This is a genomic window from Bacillus sp. F2HM (genome assembly GCF_019266135.1).
In the GTDB taxonomy this organism is placed as follows: Bacteria; Bacillota; Bacilli; order Bacillales; family Bacillaceae; genus Bacillus; species Bacillus safensis.
Map to the genome: position 1 here is coordinate 144,877 of NZ_LRMO01000002.1, position 18,738 is coordinate 163,614.

Annotated in this window: 18 protein-coding genes; 16 read left to right on the plus strand and 2 right to left on the minus strand. The window is 43.2% G+C overall.

From position 1 onward, the window contains the following. The first annotated feature begins 14 nt into the window (after window positions 1-14). The 3 genes from AWT60_RS02650 to AWT60_RS02660 all read left to right on the plus strand — a co-directional run bounded on the left by AWT60_RS02650 (window position 15) and on the right by AWT60_RS02660 (window position 2,039). On the plus strand, window positions 15-644 hold the full coding sequence (locus tag AWT60_RS02650) for a LysE family translocator (protein WP_024424337.1): 630 nt from the start codon (window positions 15-17) through the stop codon (window positions 642-644). 104 nt (window positions 645-748) lie between these two features. After that, on the plus strand, window positions 749-1,132 hold the full coding sequence (locus AWT60_RS02655; RefSeq protein WP_218676874.1) for a UPF0715 family protein: 384 nt from the start codon (window positions 749-751) through the stop codon (window positions 1,130-1,132). 148 nt (window positions 1,133-1,280) lie between these two features. Further along, window positions 1,281-2,039 carry a YqcI/YcgG family protein gene (locus AWT60_RS02660; RefSeq protein ID WP_218676875.1) on the plus strand — a complete coding sequence of 253 codons (759 nt, stop codon included), beginning with the start codon at window positions 1,281-1,283 and terminating at the stop codon, window positions 2,037-2,039. On the opposite strand, the gene AWT60_RS02665 is transcribed toward AWT60_RS02660, so the two are convergent. After that, window positions 2,034-3,350: an amino acid permease gene (locus tag AWT60_RS02665; protein WP_265192563.1), complete on the minus strand. Its 1,317-nt coding sequence runs from the start codon at window positions 3,348-3,350 to the stop codon at window positions 2,034-2,036. The genes AWT60_RS02660 and AWT60_RS02665 overlap by 6 nt on opposite strands. A gap of 112 nt (window positions 3,351-3,462) precedes the next feature. Between AWT60_RS02665 and AWT60_RS02670 the strand changes: the two genes are divergently transcribed. The 9 genes from AWT60_RS02670 to AWT60_RS02710 all read left to right on the plus strand — a co-directional run bounded on the left by AWT60_RS02670 (window position 3,463) and on the right by AWT60_RS02710 (window position 13,358). Then, window positions 3,463-4,059 (plus strand): DUF1989 domain-containing protein, encoded by a 597-nt coding sequence (locus AWT60_RS02670; RefSeq protein WP_041088963.1) that lies wholly within the window; start codon window positions 3,463-3,465, stop codon window positions 4,057-4,059. A gap of 198 nt (window positions 4,060-4,257) precedes the next feature. Next, on the plus strand, window positions 4,258-5,079 hold the full coding sequence (nadE, locus tag AWT60_RS02675; RefSeq protein ID WP_024424335.1) for an ammonia-dependent NAD(+) synthetase: 822 nt from the start codon (window positions 4,258-4,260) through the stop codon (window positions 5,077-5,079). 318 nt (window positions 5,080-5,397) lie between these two features. Continuing rightward, window positions 5,398-6,255: a citryl-CoA lyase gene (locus AWT60_RS02680; RefSeq protein ID WP_218676876.1), complete on the plus strand. Its 858-nt coding sequence runs from the start codon at window positions 5,398-5,400 to the stop codon at window positions 6,253-6,255. After that, window positions 6,252-7,685, plus strand: a complete 1,434-nt coding sequence (locus tag AWT60_RS02685) for an aldehyde dehydrogenase family protein (RefSeq protein ID WP_218676877.1) — start codon at window positions 6,252-6,254, stop codon at window positions 7,683-7,685. The genes AWT60_RS02680 and AWT60_RS02685 overlap by 4 nt, the downstream gene beginning before the upstream one ends. A gap of 9 nt (window positions 7,686-7,694) precedes the next feature. Further along, on the plus strand, window positions 7,695-8,468 hold the full coding sequence (gene aroD / locus AWT60_RS02690) for a type I 3-dehydroquinate dehydratase (protein ID WP_218676878.1): 774 nt from the start codon (window positions 7,695-7,697) through the stop codon (window positions 8,466-8,468). Between the two features lie 38 nt (window positions 8,469-8,506). Continuing rightward, entirely contained in the window at window positions 8,507-10,267 is a 1,761-nt protein-coding gene (locus tag AWT60_RS02695; RefSeq protein WP_087976272.1) for a thiamine pyrophosphate-binding protein, read from the plus strand. A gap of 23 nt (window positions 10,268-10,290) precedes the next feature. After that, complete coding sequence (locus tag AWT60_RS02700) at window positions 10,291-10,671, plus strand: cupin domain-containing protein (RefSeq protein ID WP_034283259.1); 381 nt, start codon at window positions 10,291-10,293, stop codon at window positions 10,669-10,671. A gap of 125 nt (window positions 10,672-10,796) precedes the next feature. Then, window positions 10,797-11,999, plus strand: coding sequence for a CaiB/BaiF CoA transferase family protein (locus tag AWT60_RS02705; RefSeq protein WP_087976271.1), 1,203 nt, complete (start codon window positions 10,797-10,799; stop codon window positions 11,997-11,999). A gap of 45 nt (window positions 12,000-12,044) precedes the next feature. After that, entirely contained in the window at window positions 12,045-13,358 is a 1,314-nt protein-coding gene (locus AWT60_RS02710; protein WP_025092799.1) for an MFS transporter, read from the plus strand. 43 nt (window positions 13,359-13,401) lie between these two features. On the opposite strand, the gene AWT60_RS02715 is transcribed toward AWT60_RS02710, so the two are convergent. After that, complete coding sequence (locus AWT60_RS02715) at window positions 13,402-14,760, minus strand: hypothetical protein (RefSeq protein WP_087976270.1); 1,359 nt, start codon at window positions 14,758-14,760, stop codon at window positions 13,402-13,404. Window positions 14,761-14,908: 148 nt separating this feature from the next. Here AWT60_RS02715 and AWT60_RS02720 point away from each other — a divergent pair, with 148 nt between their 5' ends. From AWT60_RS02720 to AWT60_RS02735, 4 genes are all read left to right on the plus strand, one after another. Further along, window positions 14,909-15,682 (plus strand): IclR family transcriptional regulator, encoded by a 774-nt coding sequence (locus AWT60_RS02720; RefSeq protein ID WP_041106635.1) that lies wholly within the window; start codon window positions 14,909-14,911, stop codon window positions 15,680-15,682. Window positions 15,683-15,767: 85 nt separating this feature from the next. Further along, the gene (locus tag AWT60_RS02725) at window positions 15,768-16,325 is read left to right on the plus strand and encodes a shikimate kinase (RefSeq protein ID WP_003214270.1); all 558 of its coding nucleotides are present in this window, start codon (window positions 15,768-15,770) and stop codon (window positions 16,323-16,325) included. 342 nt (window positions 16,326-16,667) lie between these two features. Next, window positions 16,668-17,615 carry a dihydrodipicolinate synthase family protein gene (locus AWT60_RS02730; RefSeq protein WP_125587113.1) on the plus strand — a complete coding sequence of 316 codons (948 nt, stop codon included), beginning with the start codon at window positions 16,668-16,670 and terminating at the stop codon, window positions 17,613-17,615. 77 nt (window positions 17,616-17,692) lie between these two features. Further along, window positions 17,693-18,700 (plus strand): LacI family DNA-binding transcriptional regulator, encoded by a 1,008-nt coding sequence (locus tag AWT60_RS02735; RefSeq protein WP_218676879.1) that lies wholly within the window; start codon window positions 17,693-17,695, stop codon window positions 18,698-18,700. Window positions 18,701-18,738 lie beyond the last annotated feature (38 nt).

Genomic DNA, 18,738 nt, shown 5'->3' on the forward strand with positions numbered 1-18,738 from the left:
AGGAGGACGTCTATGTGGCGGTGTTTTTTGGTTATATCTTTTTAGGGTTGTCACTTTCAGCGCCTGTTGGACCAGTCAATGCAGCCCAAATCGACAGAGGGATTAAAAGTGGATTTTGGCATGCGTGGATTTTTGGTGTGGGGGCTATGGCTGCGGATATTGTCTATATGCTTCTCATCTATTTTGGTGTCGCCCAGCTTTTGACTGCACCTCTTGTAAAAACCTTTTTGTGGCTGTTCGGCTTTTTCGTTTTGACCTATACCGGCATTGAAAGTCTGCGTAAAATCAATTTGCAGGAGAGTCCGAAAAAGGACAGCGAAAACACATCAATTGGCAAATCGTTCATGACCGGATTTTTCATTTCTCTATCTAATCCGCTCAGTATTTTGTTTTGGCTTGGCATCTATGGCAGCATCTTAGCCAATACGATCGAAAAGTATGGAGCTTCCCAAATGCTCATGTACAGTATGGCTATTTTTATCGGCATGCTGATCTGGGATTTCAGTATGGCGCTGCTTGCTAGTTCGTTTAGGCGTTATTTAAGTGAACGTGTTTTACATGGCTTATCCGTTCTTGCAGGTCTATCGTTACTTGGTTTCGGTGCCTATTTTGGGTATCAAGGGATTATGGCGTTGATTGGGTAGAAAAACAGACTGACACATTCAGTCTGTTTTTTTGTAAGGATTGACAGACATAACACATTCTTGAATAATGATGGAATAGAAAATGGATTGAAGGAGCTTCTGCTATGCGACTGTTTTTGCCAGTATTCAACTATGTGTGTATGTTGATTTTATCAGTCATCACAGCAACATTCGTTTATACGTTTTTATTCATGCCGCCTGAAGTGGGCTTGAGTTATGTGGAGATGACCAGTCTGTTCATTTTGCTCGCTTATGTCATTTTTGCTGCACCGATTCAGCTTGTTTTACACCGGCATCCTAAGAGGTTTCGAAACCGTGACTTATTGATTTATTTTATTGCGGCATGGGTGGTTTGTTCGGCTTTGGCTTTATGGATTGATTATGGGCTTGTTGTGTTCATCAGCTATAAAGTCTATTTGTTTAGCTTCTGCGCAGCCCTTATTTATTGGGTGATGGATTCCGTCTTTTTGATGAAGAATCCATCGTAGGTATGATGAAAGGCTCTCTATTAACTTTCACTAGTCTGATCATAGGAAACCCATCTTGTCATACGCTAGGAAGTCGTGGAAGGACAGTCACCACAGCCATTTGCACCTCATAGGCTATGGAGAAGACGCTAAAACGAGGTGTAAGGAAATGGCCCAGCTGTATGCAAAAAGTTGCCTTGATCAAAATCTACGATCACTAGAAGAATGGAAGCAGGATGCTTTCACACAATTTGGCGAGATGGTAGGAGATGAAGCCGATACATTCCCTTGTGTACCCGGAAGACAGGGATTTTTTCTCGATCATTTACGCTATGGGTTTGTTGGTGACCCGAGGGAAGAGAAAGCGGTGGATGAATTAGCGCAGCTGCTGAGAGAATATCAAGGCTGTGCGAAAGAAACCGGTCAATATGCTTCATTTATCTGTTTTTTTGAAACACCGCAGGATTTAAGGGAAAGTTCGCTTGAAGAGTTTGAGCAGCAGTTTTGGTCGCTGCTTCAACGGCTGCATCATAAAGATGAAGAACCATGGCCTGAGGAGATTCCGCTAGATACTCATCATCATGAATGGGAGTATTGCTTCCATGGTGAAGCGTATTTTATTTTGTGTTCCACACCTGCTCACAAACTCAGAAAAAGCCGCCACTTCCCTTATCTCTTGATGGCATTTCAGCCTAGATGGGTGTTTGAGAAGTTGAATGGATCGACCAAGTTTGGACAAAAAATGAGCCAGCTCGTTCGCAAGCGGCTCAAAGCATATGATGGGGTCAGTGTTCATCCATCATTAAAATGGTACGGTGATCCGACCAATCATGAATGGAAGCAATACTTTCTCCCAGATGAAGAGGCGGAGAAACCAGCCTCCGCCAAATGTCCATTTACTGCATTAAAAAACATGATGAAATTATGATGCGGTCTGATCCTGCTTCCACTTTTTCCTCATAAATAGCACCATGATGGCAATCACTGCAATGATCCCAAGGCTGATAAAAAAGCCAGGTCGTCCACTTGCCTCTGTTAATGTGCCTGATACAGCGGCTCCAATTAAAAGCAGCGCAAGAATCATTTCGCACGTTTGGCGGGTGGATGGCTTGGATAGCTTTTTACTTGAGAACAGAATAAAAATCCATGTGTACAGCAGGGTAAGACCGGCTGCTGTTGTGAGATGCTCGTAGATGTGTTTGGACAAAAAGAGTGCAAGCAAAATCGAGACAATTAAGCCAGCAGCAGTTAAGATAATCGAAGACCATCTCACATGCGATGGATCTTTTTGTTTAAAGCAAGCAGGTGCATCCTGATGCTCTGACATTGTGCCGAGCAGCGTTGTGACCGCATAGAGAGAGGCAACCAATGTCGAAAAACCAGCAATAATGAAAATGCCATTAAAGATATGAAGAAAGATCGATAAATGAAACGGCTCTAATGAAGTAATAAATGGACTGCTGTTCTCATTAAAGGCTGTCACTGGGACAAGCAAGAGAGCAAGTCCGATCGAGACGATATAGATGACTGCTAGAATGATCAGCATGACACGTCCAGCCTTTGCCGCATCCTTCGGGTCCTTTAAATGAACCGCCATCAGCCCCATGACTTCAATTCCCCCAAATGCATAAAATGCGTAAATCAATCCATTCCAAAGACCAAGCGGACCAAGAGGCATCCATTCGTGATCCTTGTTAGGCAGATGCAGGGTCGGTTTATGTTCTGTCAAAATGCCGAATAACACAAGCACCGCAAGAATCATAAACAGAAAAATCGCCGCTGTTTTCAGTACCGCAAGAACATTTTCTGTCTTTTGAAAAGAAGAAAGCCCAATGATAATCACGAGCAGGGCAAGAGCGGAATAAATCGCAGAAAACACCCAAAGCGGAACAGAAGGAAACCAGTGGCGGGTAAATAGAGAAATGGCGGTTAACTGACTTCCTGTAATCAGCATTTCTGCAAACCAATACACCCAGCCATTGCTAAACCCTGCCCAGCGTCCGTATGCTTTACGAGCATAGGAACAAAACGACCCTTTATCAGGATGATCGGCTGTCATCGCAGCTAAATGTTTAAAGACGAGATACGTTCCGACCGCAGCAAGCAAAAAAGAAATGCAGACGGAATAACCGGATTTTGTAATGGCGATGCTGGAACCAAGGAAGAAACCAGTGCCAATTGTACAGCCGACTCCGATGAGAGAAAGCTGCCACCAAGATAAAGATTGTTCTTCTTTCAATGCAAGTGCAACACCTTTCTGTTTCAATGACTTTAGCTTGTGACCGCCTCTTTTTTTTATACATGATCAAGGGGACATTTTGGGCATACTGTCATGGAAAGGAGTGCATGTGATGAACGGAGAACACGTCATTTTACCAAAGGGTAGACTCGGCTTTCGTTTAGGAAAAGGCCAATGTATGCGAGTGGTTGATGTCGAAGGCCAGCAAGTAGCAGATGTGATGGCCTATCATGAAAAAGATTTTTATGAAAAATTTGACCAAGGTGCGACGATGGACAGTTTGTTCTCGTCTAAAGTGAAAAAAGGCGATAAGCTTTATTCTAATTTATATAAACCGATGTTTACGATCATTGAAGATACAGTAGAATGCCATGATTTATACATGCCCGCCTGCCGGCAAGAGATGTATCAGCTTTTATACGGCCGGACGCACTTAGAGGTCATGCATACATGCTACGACAATTTGCGGACGGCCTTTGAGCCCTTTGGAATTCCAAAGGAGGATATGTACCATCCTTTTAATGCCTTTATGAATACAGTCATTGATGAAAAAGGAAAGTTGTCTGTCGAGCTGCCAAAATCGCTGCCCGGTGACTACATTCGCCTGCGGGCTGAAATGGATCTCATTGTGGCCGTGTCTGCATGTCCTGCTGATATTGGGAAGTGTAATGGATCAAGCTGTACATCTATACGGGTAGAAATTGATTAAAAAAGAAAAGGACCAGTCCATAAAGACATGGTCTTTTTCACTTGTGAATGTTTGATCATCTAAGAAATAGGGGAACGTCTAACAAAATGTTCTTGATGAAAACATGGTATAATGAAGATTCAAAAAACGTTGTTAAATCAATGAATTGTGAGTAAAACCTGTTCTCTTCATGTAGAGGATGCTTAGGAGGAAAAGTGTATGAGTTTGCAGAAAAAGATCAGCCAAGAGTTGCATGTGCAGCCCTCAATTGACCCAAAGCAGGAGATCGAAAAACGGGTTGGATTTCTAAAAGAGTACTTGAAAAAAACCGGTGCAAAAGGATTTGTTCTCGGTATTAGCGGTGGGCAGGATTCAACGCTTGCCGGACGTCTTGCACAGCTTGCTGTCAGTGAGCTTCGTCAAGAAGGAAAAGAGGATGCGGTCTTTATTGCGGTACGCCTTCCGCATGGTGTGCAGCAGGATGAAGATGATGCACAGCTCGCCCTATCATTTATTCAGCCAGACAAGTCGTGGAAATATGATATTGCACCTGCCGTGTCAGCATTCAGTGATCAATATCAAAAGGAAACTGGCGGCCCATTGTCTGACTTTAATAAAGGAAATGTCAAAGCTCGCATGAGAATGATCGCGCAATATGCCGTCGGTGGTGAGGAAGGATTGCTTGTCATCGGTACAGATCATGCAGCTGAAGCAGTAACCGGCTTCTTCACGAAGTACGGTGATGGCGGTGCAGATGTTCTTCCGCTCACAGGTTTGACAAAACGCCAAGGACGGGCGCTACTCGAAGCACTAGAAGCACCGGAACGCCTGTATTTAAAGAAACCAACAGCCGATCTGCTGGATGACAAACCTCAGCAAACGGATGAAACAGAACTCGGCATTACGTACAATGAAATTGATGATTACTTAGAAGGAAAACCAGTGTCAGATCAAGCAGCAGAAGCGATTGAAAAGCGCTATGTTCAATCAGAGCATAAACGCCAAGTACCCGCTTCCATGTTTGATGACTGGTGGAAATAAAAAAGAAACCTCTCCAGAAGATGGAGAGGTTTTTTATGTCGAATTTCAAGTGGGTTTGACAAAATAACCAAAAATTCATTAAATTAGTAGAACGATCTACTTAAGTCCATTTAACTAAATATTGATTTTTTTGAACAATAATAGCAAACATAATTAGTTCGATTCACTTAATTTCATTTCTGTTGACAGTATTTTCAGAAAAAATAATTGACGAACGAAAAGAATGCGCTTACAATGAAACCACATTCCGAAAAGTGAAATTAGATTCCACTGGATGGAATAAAAGGGTGATTCACCTCTAAATAAGAAGCTAAAGGAATGATTGACACAATGAAAAATCGAAGTGCACTGGAAATTTACAAAGAGGGAGGAGCTTGGTGGGAGACTGAGATTAGTCATATTCAAAAAAATTCAATTGAACTACGAGGGTATCCGATTGAAGAACTGATTGGTGAATTGTCGTATCCACAAATGCTCTATTTACTGCTTGTTGGTGAATTATTGGATGATTCAAAAGCAGCTCTTTTTGAAAGTGTTCTTGTCGCAGGTGCGGACCATGGACCAAGAGCGCCATCTATTGCAGCAGCTAGAATGGCGGTGACTTGCGGCATTTCGTTTAATTCCTCTGTTGCAACAGGGGTGAATCTATTAGGTGACATTCATGGTGGAGCCGGAGAGAAGGCCATGCGTATGTTATACGAGGCTAAAGCGATCTATGATGATCAAAAGGATATACAGGCTGCGGCAAAGCAAGTGTGTCAAACATGGTTAAATCGCAAGGAAAAAATCCCGGGAATCGGCCATCAGCTTCATGATGATGATCCGAGGGTGAGACGTCTATATGAGCTGAGTCACACATATGTCCAGCAAGGTCTGATCAGCGGCACATATTTACGGTTAGCCGAAGCGATTAGACATGAGCTTGAACAACTGAAAGGGAAGAAAATCACGATGAATATAGATGGTGTATCTGCTGCCATCCAATGTGAATTAAACATCCCAGCAGAAGCAGCAAAAGGCATTTTTTCCTTATCCAGAGGAATGGGCATCGTGGCGCATGCATATGAGGAGCTGACAAAAGGAGCCCTCGTGAAAGGACCTTGTCCGAATGAAGAAAGATTGGTTCGTTATGCAGGACATGGAACGCGGCACTTGAAGGAGGGAGAAAAAATTTGAGTGGTTTAAAAGCGTTGTCATATATAAACGGCGAGTGGCTGGATACAGGTCGTGTGAAAACAGATATCATCAATCCTTACTCAGGAGAAAGGATCGGAACATCCTATCTTGCCTCATCAGAAGACATAGAACAGGCACTTTCTAGTGCGCAGCGTGCTAAAAAACAAATAGCGGGAATATCGGCAATCGAACGCTCAAAGCTTCTAACAAAAGCAGCCACCTTGCTTGAAGAACAAAAAGACCATTTTGCAAAACTGATTTCGCTAGAATTAGGCAAACCGCTTAAAAATACAAGAGATGAAGTCTCGCGATCAATCGAGACGCTGGCTCAGTCGGCGGAAGAAGCGAATCGATTAATAGGTGAGACCATTCCTGGCAATGTATCATCGCGCGGACAGGGAGCAATGGCCATGACATTTAAAGTACCAGTCGGAGTTGTGCTGGCGATTACCCCTTTTAATGCACCGCTCAACTTAATTTGTCACAAAGTCGGTCCGGCCTTTGCGGGAGGGAATGTCATCATTTTGAAGCCCGCGCCGCAAACATCAGCTGTTGCCACAGCATTTGTCAAACTCCTTCTCGAAGCAGGATTTCCTCAGGCTGGTTTACAGCTTGTGATTGGCGGGGTCGACGCCGGGAAACAGTTAGTCACTGATGAAAGAACGAATCTCATCTCTTTTACCGGCGGGGCTGCCGGAGGCGAACATATTACAACCTCTGCGGGATTAAAAAAGGTACTGCTCGAACTCGGAGGGAATGGCGCGACGATTGTTCATCACGATGCAGATATTGAACAAGCCGCATCCATGTGTGCCAAAACAGGCTTTAGTAATTCCGGTCAAAGCTGTATTTCTGTTCAAAGAATTTATGTCCACCAGGAAATGATGCCGTCGTTTACTGAGGTATTAAAACAAAAAGTAGAGCAGCTTGTTGTTGGAGATCCGCTGTCCAGTGAGAGTGATATCGGCTGTATGGTTGATGTAAAGGCGGCAAAGCGTGTTGAGGCATGGATACAAGAAGCAGAGAGCATGGGTGCCCAGCTTTTATGCGGGGGGAAAAGAAACGGAGCGAGCATCACACCGGCTATTTTGCTAAACCCTCCGAAACAGGCCAAGGTCGTCTGTGAGGAAGTGTTCGGCCCAGTTGTCAGCATTCTCCCTTATGAGGAGCTGGAGGAGGCAATTAAAGAAGCAAATGATAGCCGATATGGTTTGCAGGCAGGGATCTTTACGAATCAGCTGGATGTGGCATTACACGCAGCAAAAGAGCTTGAAACTGGCGGGGTTGTCATCAATGGGACATCGAATTTTAGATTGGATCATTGGCCTTATGGCGGGATTAAACGAAGTGGCCTTGGAAGAGAAGGTCCGCGTTTCGCCATCGAGGAGATGACCGAAACCAAAATGGTCGTGCTTCCAAATGGTCTGTGAAAGGGGCGTATGGATGTGAATGCATTTCAGCAAAAGGTAAAAAGTGTGCAGACAGGCGGTCAGCCAATGATTTGTACGCCGCTCATCGGACAAACAAAGGAAGAATTGTTTCATGAGGTCGAGGTGTTAACAGAGAAGAAGCCTGATGTGATAGAGTGGCGGGCGGATTTTTTTCATCACCTTCATGACAAGGATCAAGTGATAGAAACCCTTAAGGGAATGGTAGAAAAGGCAAAGGGCATCCCATTTTTATTCACCATTCGTTCTGAAAAGGAGGGAGGCGAAAGGATATCACTCTCAGAATCTGAGAAGGTTTCTCTGCTTGCCGAGCTTTGTTCCACACAGCTTGTGGCCGCTCTTGATTATGAATTGATGCATGATGTGACACATATACAGCAAGTCAGTCAGGCGGCTAAAAGACATGGCGTTACCTTGATTGTGTCGTATCACGATTTCAATCGCACCCCTGAGGTGAATCGGCTCGTGCAGCTATTGGTCAATGCAGAATCAGTCGGCGCCGATATCGCAAAGATCGCAGTGATGCCGCATTCCTATGACGATGCATTAACACTGCTCTCGGCGACCAGCCATGCGAAAAAGCAGCTGTCAATTCCCGTTATTTCGATGGCAATGGGGGAATACGGGGCTTTTACAAGAATGATTGGCGGGCTTTTTGGATCTGTGATGACCTTTGCTGTAGGGAAAGAAAGCTCAGCTCCCGGGCAAGTGGCGATACAGGATTTGAACAATGTTCTATCGATTGTGTTTTCAAAGAATAAGTGAGTAGCAGATTCATAGCTGCACCGTGAGAGGAGAGAAACATGAAGAAGAATATTTCTACACAGGTGATTCAGTACTTAGAAAATCGGGGAGTCGAGCATATTTTCGGTCTCTGCGGTCATACGAATATTGCTTTTTTATCAGCGCTTGAGAAAAGCTCGATTCAATTTGTAAATGTCAGGCATGAACAGATAGCGGCACATGCAGCAGATGGTTATGCGCGAGCGAAGAAACAGACGGCTGTTGTGCTCAGTCATCTAGGACCTGGACTCACCAATGCGGCAACAGGGGTAGCGAATGCAGCACTTGATTCCATTCCAATGGTTGTCATTGCAGGAGATGTCCCAAGTCATTATTACGGAAAGCACCCACATCAAGAGATCAATCTTCATTCCGATGCCTCTCAATACGAAATTTACCGGCCGTTTGTGAAAAGAGCATGGCGAGTCGATATTCCAGAATTATTTCCAGAGATTTTATCAAAAGCATTTCAGTTAGCTGAAAGCGGCCGTCCTGGCCCGGTGCTTATTTCTGTTCCAATGGATGTGTTCTCAAAAGACCTAGATGTGTCCCTGTTTGAACAAATCAACCATCATACACACACCATTGAAAAACCTTCTATTGATGATCAAACGGCCAATCGGATATTAGATCGATTGCTGCAGGCAGAAAGGCCGCTCTTATATGTAGGGGGAGGCATTTTATTAGCTGATGCAGCTGAAGAATTAAAGGCATTTTCTGACCATCTAAGTATCCCTGTCGCCCATTCTTTAATGGGGAAAGGAGCCATGCCGGATGATCACCCAATGACCCTTGGAATGACAGGGTTTTGGGGAACAAAATTTATCAATGATCAGTGCAAAGAAGCGGATTATATATTGGCTTTAGGCACTCGTTTTGCTGAAGCTGATGCGAGCTCGTGGGAATCAGATTATACATTCCGCTTCCCCTCAACCAAGCTCATTCATATTGACATTGATCCGAATGAAATTGGACGTAACTATCCTGTTGAAATTGGAGCAGTAGCCGATCTTAAGCAAGCCTTAACTGTACTCAATCGAGTGGCGAGAGAAAGGCTGCCAAAAGGACTGAATCGTCCTGAATTGAAAAAGGAAATTGCGGCATATCGTAAGGATTTTCAGGCTAGCAATCTGACGAATATTCAAGATGAATCCTTCCCAATGAAGCCGCAGCGAATTTTGCAGGAAGTGCGGGAAGTATTGCCGCCAGATGCCTTTATTACAACGGATGTTGGCTGGAATAAAAATGGGGTCGGACAGCAATTTCCTGTGCTCACGCCAGGAACCATTTTAACGCCAGGCGGCTTTGCAACGATGGGATTTGGAGCCCCTGCCGCACTTGGGGCGAAGATTGCCCAGCCTGAGCGTGTCGTTGTGTCACTCGTTGGAGACGGCGGCTTCGGTCAAAATCCATCCGTTCTCGCAACAGCCGTTGAAGAGAACATTCCTGTTGTGTGGATTGTGATGAATAACAGTGCGTTTGGCACAATAGCCGGCTTGCAAATGGCGCACTATGAAACGACGTACGGCACTGTTTTCAGAAAAGATGGAGAAAGCTATTCACCGGATTTTGCTGCCATTGCGAGAGGTTATGGAATGAAGGGGATTAAAATCACCTCTGCTTCTGAATTCAAAGAAGCTTTAGCTGAAGCCATTGCTTCTCAGGATCCTTGCGTTATTGATGTAGCAATGAAAAATGATCCTGTTCCTACGGATGGACATTGGAACATTAATGATATTTATTCACCAAATTCAAAGCGCTCACATGTCAGCGTGAATTAAACAGAACGAGGGAGGAATGAACAATGAAAATTAAAGTATTGAATCCGTTTCAAGATGGGAACCCATTATGGTTAGGCTTAGATCGTCCAGAGGAGCAAATGATTCGAAAGGTATTTCAAACCATTACACCGGATACAGTTGGATCAGAACATATGATGGCGGGTCTCACCATTTTTGAACCAGGGGAAGCAAGTTCAGTGCACAATCACCCGGGTTCAGAGGAATTTGATTTTGTGATTAAAGGATCTGGCGAAGTCATTTGTGATGGAGAAAGGCAGTCCTTTAAACAAAATGATTTTATGTTCATTCCTGACGGTGTCCCGCACCAGCATGTCAATACAGGAGATGAACCTTTATGGCTCATTTGGCTCTACACACCGCAAGGGCAGCTTCCGAAGGATTAAAAAATTGCACCGGTAAGCCCTCCTTTTGAATCATCAGGGCCTTCCAGGTCAATCAGAAAGATGAAAAGGGCTAAAATTAGGAATGATTTTAGCCCTTCATCACATGAATGAAAGGGAGTCAAGCAATGAATATGAATACACCGCTCGAAGGAATAAAAATATTAGACGTCTCTACGATGATTGCTGCACCCTATGGCGCGGTGCTTCTAGGGGATTTTGGAGCAGAGGTCATCAAAGTCGAGATTCCTGGCAAAGGCGATACGCTGCGGCATGTCGGCCCTTTTGCAGATGGGGAACCACTTAGATGGTCAGGTCTCTCGCGGAATAAGAAATCCCTTACACTGGATCTGCACAAAGAAGAAGCAAAGGACATTTTTAAAAAGCTTGCGGGTCAGGTCGATGTGCTGATTGAAAATTTCCGCCCTGGAACACTCGAAAAATGGGGCGTTGGGTACGATGTGTTAAAAGAAATCAACCCTCGTTTAATCATGATTCGTGTATCAGGTTATGGACAAACGGGTCCATTTAAGGACAAGGCCGGATTTGGAACACCGGCAACGGCGTTTAGCGGCTTTACATATATTCAAGGGTTTCCAGACCGGCATCCAGTCAGCCCTTCCTTTTCTCTCACTGATTATATTGCTGGCATCTATGTGGCGTTTGCTACTGTGACAGCGATGTATTACAGGGATACACATCCAGAAGGAACTGGGCAAATGGTGGATTTGGCCCTCTACGAATCTGTGTTTCGTATGTTAGAGTTTTTGGTTGCAGAATATGACAAGCTTGGGAAGGTGCGTGAGCGTTCACCGGGGCTAAGCGGTCATTCAAGCCCTGCCGGTACCTATGAGACAAAGGATGGGCATTATTTGGTTCTTGTGACGAGTACAGATTCGACCTTCAATCGATTGGCGGAGGCAATGAATCGATTAGATTTACTAGAGAATGAAAAATTCGCGGTCAATGCATCCAGGCTGAAGCATAACAAAGAAATGGATGCGATCGTCTCTCAATGGATCGCGTCGAAAACAAGGGATGACGTATTAGAAATTTTAGATACACATGGTGTTCCTGTGAGCCCAATCTTAAGTATTCGGGATATTTTTGAGCATCCGCAATTTAAAGCACGAGAGAATATCGTCGAGGTGCATCACCCTCGTCTTGGAAAAGTGAAGGTGCCTGGGATCATTCCGAAGTTTGAAAAAACACCTGGAAGTATCCGTCACATTGCACCTGATTTAGGCGAACATAATTATGAGATTTTAACAAATATGCTTGGCTTAACAGAAGAAGAGTGTAAGCAGTTAGAAGAAAAAGGGGTTATTTAATACGCTCAACCGAACCGCACGCTGCGGAAACAAAGGAGGATGGTTATGAAAGTGCATTCAGAACTGAAGGGGAATGAATTGCAGCCCGCATATGTGAAACCAACGAAAGCCCGTTTTGGCATATTGATTCTGTTGTTTTTTATTACCGCTATTAATTATATTGATCGAGCCAGTGTGTCCATTGTTGCTCCTGCAATTCAATCTTCATTGCAATTAAATCCAGCCTTATTAGGCCTGATTTTCTCGGCATTTAGCTGGACATATACAGCGATGCAAATACCAGGCGGTTTTATTCTCGATAAATTTGGCTCAAAGGTAACGTATGGGATATCACTCGTTACTTGGTCTATTTTCACAGGCTTACAGGCGTTTGCGAACAGCTTTGCCTTTTTATTCGGTTGCCGTTTGTTTATTGGGATTACAGAATCTCCCGCTTTTCCTGCAAATAACCGTATTGTCACCACATGGTTTCCAAGGCGGGAACGGGCTTTTGCAACAGGTGTTTATACTGCTGGAGAGTATGTGGGTCTTGCATTTGCGACACCTCTTCTATTTTGGATCATGACGACTTTCGATTGGAGAACCGTCTTCATTACGGCAGGTGCGCTCGGTATCATATTTGCTTTCTTTTGGTACAAGTATTATCACGAACCGAAAGAGCATCCGAAGATAAATGAAGATGAGTTAGAATTAATCCGGCAAGGCGATGGGCTGACAGTCGCATCACAGGAGAAGCTGAAATGGGCAGACTTTGCCGCCCTTCTAAAATATCGTAAATTGATCGGGCTTTATATTGGCCAATTCTCTGTTGCGTCTACCCTTTTTTTCTTTTTAACGTGGTTTCCGACCTATTTGGCAGAGGCAAAAAATATGGCGTTTCTCAAGGTAGGTTTTGCTGCTTCTCTTCCTTATATTGCTGCATTCTTTGGGGTCTTATTTGGAGGTTATGTGTCTGATTGGCTGCTTAAAAAGGGCGTATCAGTGAATGTAGCGAGAAAGCTGCCAGTAGTGGTGGGCTTGCTGATGACGAGTACCATTGTTTTAGCAAACTTTACAACAAATATCCCGCTTGTGCTGACCATTTTATCCATCGCTTCATTTGCGCAAGGACTGTCTAATATCTCTTGGACGATGCTGTCTGAGGTGGCACCGCGGGAAATGGTTGGGCTGGCTGGCGGCGTATTTAACTTTTTTGCTAATTTAGCTGGGATCATCACTCCGCTGATTATCGGATTCATCGTGTCGGCGACAGGCTCTTACAATGGCGGAATTTTATTCGTCAGTTTAGTCGCTTTAGGCGGGGCATTGTCGTACATTTTTATCGTAGGTAAAATTGAACGTATTCAATTAAAACCATAGCGGGAAAGCAAAAGAGAACTCATACCAAGGTGAGTTCTCTTTTTTATGTATAAAAGAGAACGGTGATGATCGCTGCACATGCGATACCCATGCTGATATAAAGGCTGGCAAACCATATATTCCAGCGAGTGATACGGTAAGGATTGACCTTCATCAAATCAGCCAATAAGGAGACAGAAACATTAAAAGGGCTAAACATGACAGTTGATGTGCCAGCAACGATCAGCATGATGGCAATGGGAAGAGCAGGCAGTTCATGGATGACTGGTGCCATCATGCTGACTAACAAAGCAAGTGAGACGAGCGGGTGAAAACCGCAAAGGGCGGTGATCAGAAAATACAACCCAATGACACAATAAACCCAAATGGCATGGTCTGATATACTGACAATAAATGCTTGAATCGGCTGCATACTGTTTGTCGCAAGGAGCATATCGACAAAGAAGCCTGCACTTAAAAATAGACACATATAGTTGGAGAGCTGACGGGTTCTTTCTTTCCAATGAGGCACAGAGACAGCGATATATTGTTTTCTTTTTTTGATAACAGAAGAGAATAATAGAGCAAATGGAATAATCGTCAGTACTACAGCGAATAAATAGCCTTTCCCAATCCATGCATCGACAAGTGAGACGACTGTCATAAAACCTAGCAGCATGAAAGCGAGCTGAAGGGTTTTTCGCTTAATTCGATGAGGATTGGCGTTTGTTTCTGAAGACTGAATGATGTTTGGTAATCGTTTGCTTTGACGAGAAAAAAGCATCCAATCTATCGCCAGCACGACGACCATTAAACCAAAAGTAATAGGTGCAATTTGATAATATTTTAGTTTGGTTGCATCAATGGTGACGCTTACCAGCACTTCAACAGGACTCCAGCTTAAACATAATGCATATGACCTTAAGAGGTTGCGTGTATAAAGATGTTGTTTCACTTGTTCTTTTAGGGATTCGAGCGACGGTTTGAGCGATGTATATAGTAAAGGAATGGTCGCGATATTTAAAAACATGCCGAGAATATGAGTGACAAATGAACTCTTGCGATAAAGCTGGTTTGAGTTCGTTGTATGCAGTGTGAGCAGTTTATTTAATTGTGTATCGAAATGTCCAACATGTATGAGAGAATGAATAAAAGGCAGCATGAAAAAGAGAGAAAGCAAGCCCAGCATGGAATGAAAGTGAAGAAAAAACGTGTGCAATGGCTGGCCGGATAAGAAGAATAAGAACAACCCAATGATGAGAAATACAGCACCTGTTTTCAAATAAAGACCGCTTGCTTTCTTAAAAGAAATGGTGAGCGAGATAGCGGCCAGCAGACCAACAAAATAGGAGAGTATAGGAGCAGGAAATAGTTGATGAACAATATATAGACTGATAAGAAGTGTAAAAACGAGCAGGTACATTCAAATATCTCCTCCATCAAATATCTTCAAGTGACTTTATTCCGACTGGTGGAATTTGTTTTCTTTTAGTGGAACGTTTAAAATGGATTATAGCAAAATCGATCGTTGATGTCGATAAGAAATCAAAGGGGAAAGGGAGAAAGTGAACATGGCTGATAAAAAGTCAAAAGAAGAATCAGGACTGCGTACAGTTCAGCGTGCTTTGGATATTCTTTATTGTTTTAGTGAAGAACGTCAAGAGCTGACGCTAACGGATATTTCAAAAGAGATGAATTTAGCAATGTCTACGACAACGAGACTGCTCAAAGCACTTGAAATGAATCATTTTGTGGAGAAGAATCAAGAAACAATGAAATACCGATTGGGTCAAAGGCTTTATCTCCTCGGATACATTGCAGGGAAGTCCATTAAATTGAGAGAACTGGCTAAACCACTCATGTACTCACTTCGTGATGAAACAAAGGAAACCGTCAACCTGTATGTACTGGATTCAACAAGCAGGGTTTGTATTGAACAAGCGGAAGGGCTGCAATCGATTCGGCATCTTGTCAAGATTGGTGAGAAGCTGCCATTGTACGCAGGTGCAGGCGGAAAGGTATTATTGGCATTTCAAAGTGAAGAATTTCAACAAAAAGTATTAGCGTCTGAGGCTGCTCATGTGATGAAGGGTGACTGGCAAAAGGAACGTAAACATATTCTTGACACATATACTTCTTGCAGCATTGATGAACGCGAGGTAGGATCTGCGGCAGTAGCGGCACCAATCTTTAACATTCATGGTGAAGTGAAAGCCTGTTTATCCATATCTGGTCCAACCCATCGGTTTACTGAAGAAGTCATTCCTCAGCTGCAACAAAAAGTGAAAGAACAGGCACAGAGGCTTTCTGAACAGCTCGGCTACGTCGTCAAACACAATTTTTAAGATTGCCTATCTTTTCGCGCTCCATTTATCATATAATAGAAACATTATGTAGCATTCCTTGTCGTAGGGAGGACGTGTCACGACCATGAAAATCAATAGAGAAATTCCTGTAAGACAGCGGAATATTGTCCTCATTGGCTTTATGGGTGTTGGGAAAACAACCATTGGGCAGCTGGTTGCCAAAAAGCTATATAGAGATTTTATTGATGTCGATCAGGAGATTGAGAAAAAGTACAACATGACGATTCCAGAGATGTTTCAGCAAAAAGGAGAAGCATTCTTCAGGCAGGCTGAAAAGGATTATATCGTCGATTTATGTGAACATACACAGCTCAAGATCGTTTCCCTTGGAGGCGGTGCATTCAAACAGGAAGAAATCAAACGCGCCTGCTTGAAGCATTGTACCGTTCTTTTCCTTGATCTATCGTGGGAGAATTGGAAGCAGCGGCTTGATATTTTAATCGAAAACCGTCCTGTTCTTCACAACCGGACACTTGATGAGATGAAAGAGCTGTTTGAAGAGCGCCGGGAGATTTATTCTCTTCATAACTCAAGAGTGGAAACAGATCATTTAGAGGCTGAGGAAGTCGCCAATTATATTGTGGACACACTCAAGCTTGGCTGGGATTTGTATTCGAAATAAAAAAAGTCTACCGTTTAGGGTAGACTTTTTCTATTGAATTCTTTTCCTTCGTACATATGATGATGCTTTGACAACCAAAATGTATTTATCCTTTTTTTGGTGTGCGGCCGTTAGGGAAAAGCGGTGATCCTCCTTCAATCAGTTCATGATGAGGAGTTTTTTGATATAGATCATTTTCTTTTTCGGAAAAATAAAAAAGTATCTAAATTTTAATAATATTTATTTGAATTATTAAAATTTTTAAAAAATAATGTTGACATCTTCGATGGGAACATTCTATGATTGTTTACGTAAACGCTTACCGTAAACGTTTACTATAATCGAATGGGGAGGAATTTGTTGATGAAGAATAAAGAAAAATGGAGCGGTGTATTCCCGGCGGTCTTAATTCCTTTTAAAGATGACTATTCAATTGATGAACCTGCTTTTCGTAAGCTTGTTCGCTGGGTGGCGGAGCACGAAGGGATTAACGGGATTGTTGTCAATGGACATACGGGCGAGATTATGACTTTGCTGCCACATGAACGAGCTGAGGCTGTGCGTATTGCAGCCGACGAATTAAAAGGGGAAGTACCTGTCATTTCCGGGGTTTCAGCTGAAGGAACAATTGAAGCGATCCAGCATGCAAAAGCAGTTCAAGAAGCTGGCGGAGAAGGTATCCTTCTCATGCCGCCGCATTCATGGCTGAGATTCGGTATGCAGCCTGAATCACCTGTCCAATTCTTTAAAGATGTTGCAGAAGCGATTGACATTTCAATCATCGTCCATCAATATCCAACGTGGACAAAAACCTCATATACAACGAATCAATTACTAGAAATGTCGGAAATTGAAAATGTTGTCTCATTTAAAATTGGTCAAAGAGACATGGCACAATATGAAGTCGATGTGCGCGCATTGAAAAAGCATGCACCAGATGTATCGCTACTCACATGTCACGATGAATATTTATTGCCAACATTAGTTCAAGGGATTGACGGGGCGCTTGTAGGTTTCGGCTGTTTTGTGCCGGATTTGATTGCTGAACTTGTGAAATGTGTGAAAGAACAAGACCTTGCAGCAGCTAATAAAGTGTACGATAGAATCTTTGAATTAAAGCATGCTGTATATAAAATGGATGAACCTTCCTCTACCTCTCATCTGCGAATGAAGGAAGCGATGTTCCAGAGAGGCTTGATCAGCAGTTCGCTTGCTAGGAAGCCGGTATTACCTTTAACTCAAAAGGAAAAAGAAGAGATTCGCCAGGGCCTTCAAAGTGTTGGTTTGCTTAAGGAAAATGTCAGTAGATAACAGACCATTGATTTCATGATGAAGGTGAGTCAGGTTATAATAAGGTATAAAACAACAGACTCCCGGAGGTATGAAATGTGTCAGTAAGTATTAAAGATGTAGCATTGAAAGCAGGAGTGTCTATAGCCTCTGTTTCCCGAGTATTGAGTGGTAAACCAGGAGTAGGTGCTCAAACGGCTGAAAGAATCAAACAAGTAATTGATGAGTTAGGCTACCGCCCTAATTTAGGAGCGAGAGGGCTCGTGAAAAGAAAGACTGGGAATATGGCTGTAGTGGTTCCTCGCGGTTCATATATTTTGAATAATCCATTTTTTTCAACGATTTTAGATGGAATAGCGAAGGAATTAGATGAGACCGAATTCAATATGCTGATGTCATTTACATCTGTGCAGCAGCAGCGGTTACTTGAGACGCAGGCTGTAGATGGTGCCATTTTATTTTCTCCAAGAAATGAAGAATTGAGCATAGATTGGTTAAAAAGTTTGGCTATTCCCATTATCGTTGTCGGAAGTTACTTAGAGGATTCACCATTTCCATGTGTCAGGCCAGATGATGAAGAAGGTGTTTGTCAATCTGTAACGGCCTTATTTGATAAAGGTCATCGAACCATTGGGCTGGTCAATGGTCCAATGAGTTCGATGCATAGTGTAAGGTATTACAAGGGGTATGAGCGCACACTGAAACGTTTAGGATTAACAATGAACAAAGAGCTTGTGTTTGAGTTAGATGAATTTGATGGGGGAAAAGTAGTAGAAGTGGTTTCTCAATTTCTCCAAGGAAACCAGCACATGACTGGAGTTGTTTGCTCTTCAGATTTTTTGGCGATAGGGGTCATGAAAGCGGCAGAAAACGCAAATGTGTCAATACCTCATGATTTGTCTGTCGTTGGTGCTGATGATGTGCCCATTGCAAGTTTTCTAACCCCTTCTTTGTCTTCTGTTCATGTTGATTTAGTTGGAATGGGAAGAAAAGCTGTTTCTTTACTAACACAGTTATTAGAAGGGGAACAGTTAGAGGCGATGGAACATATCTTCCCTATGTATTATATAGATCGGGGCACCACGGGAACGCCAAAAAAGATTTGATAGATGCTGAAAACTCGTATGAACGCTGCAGAATTTCT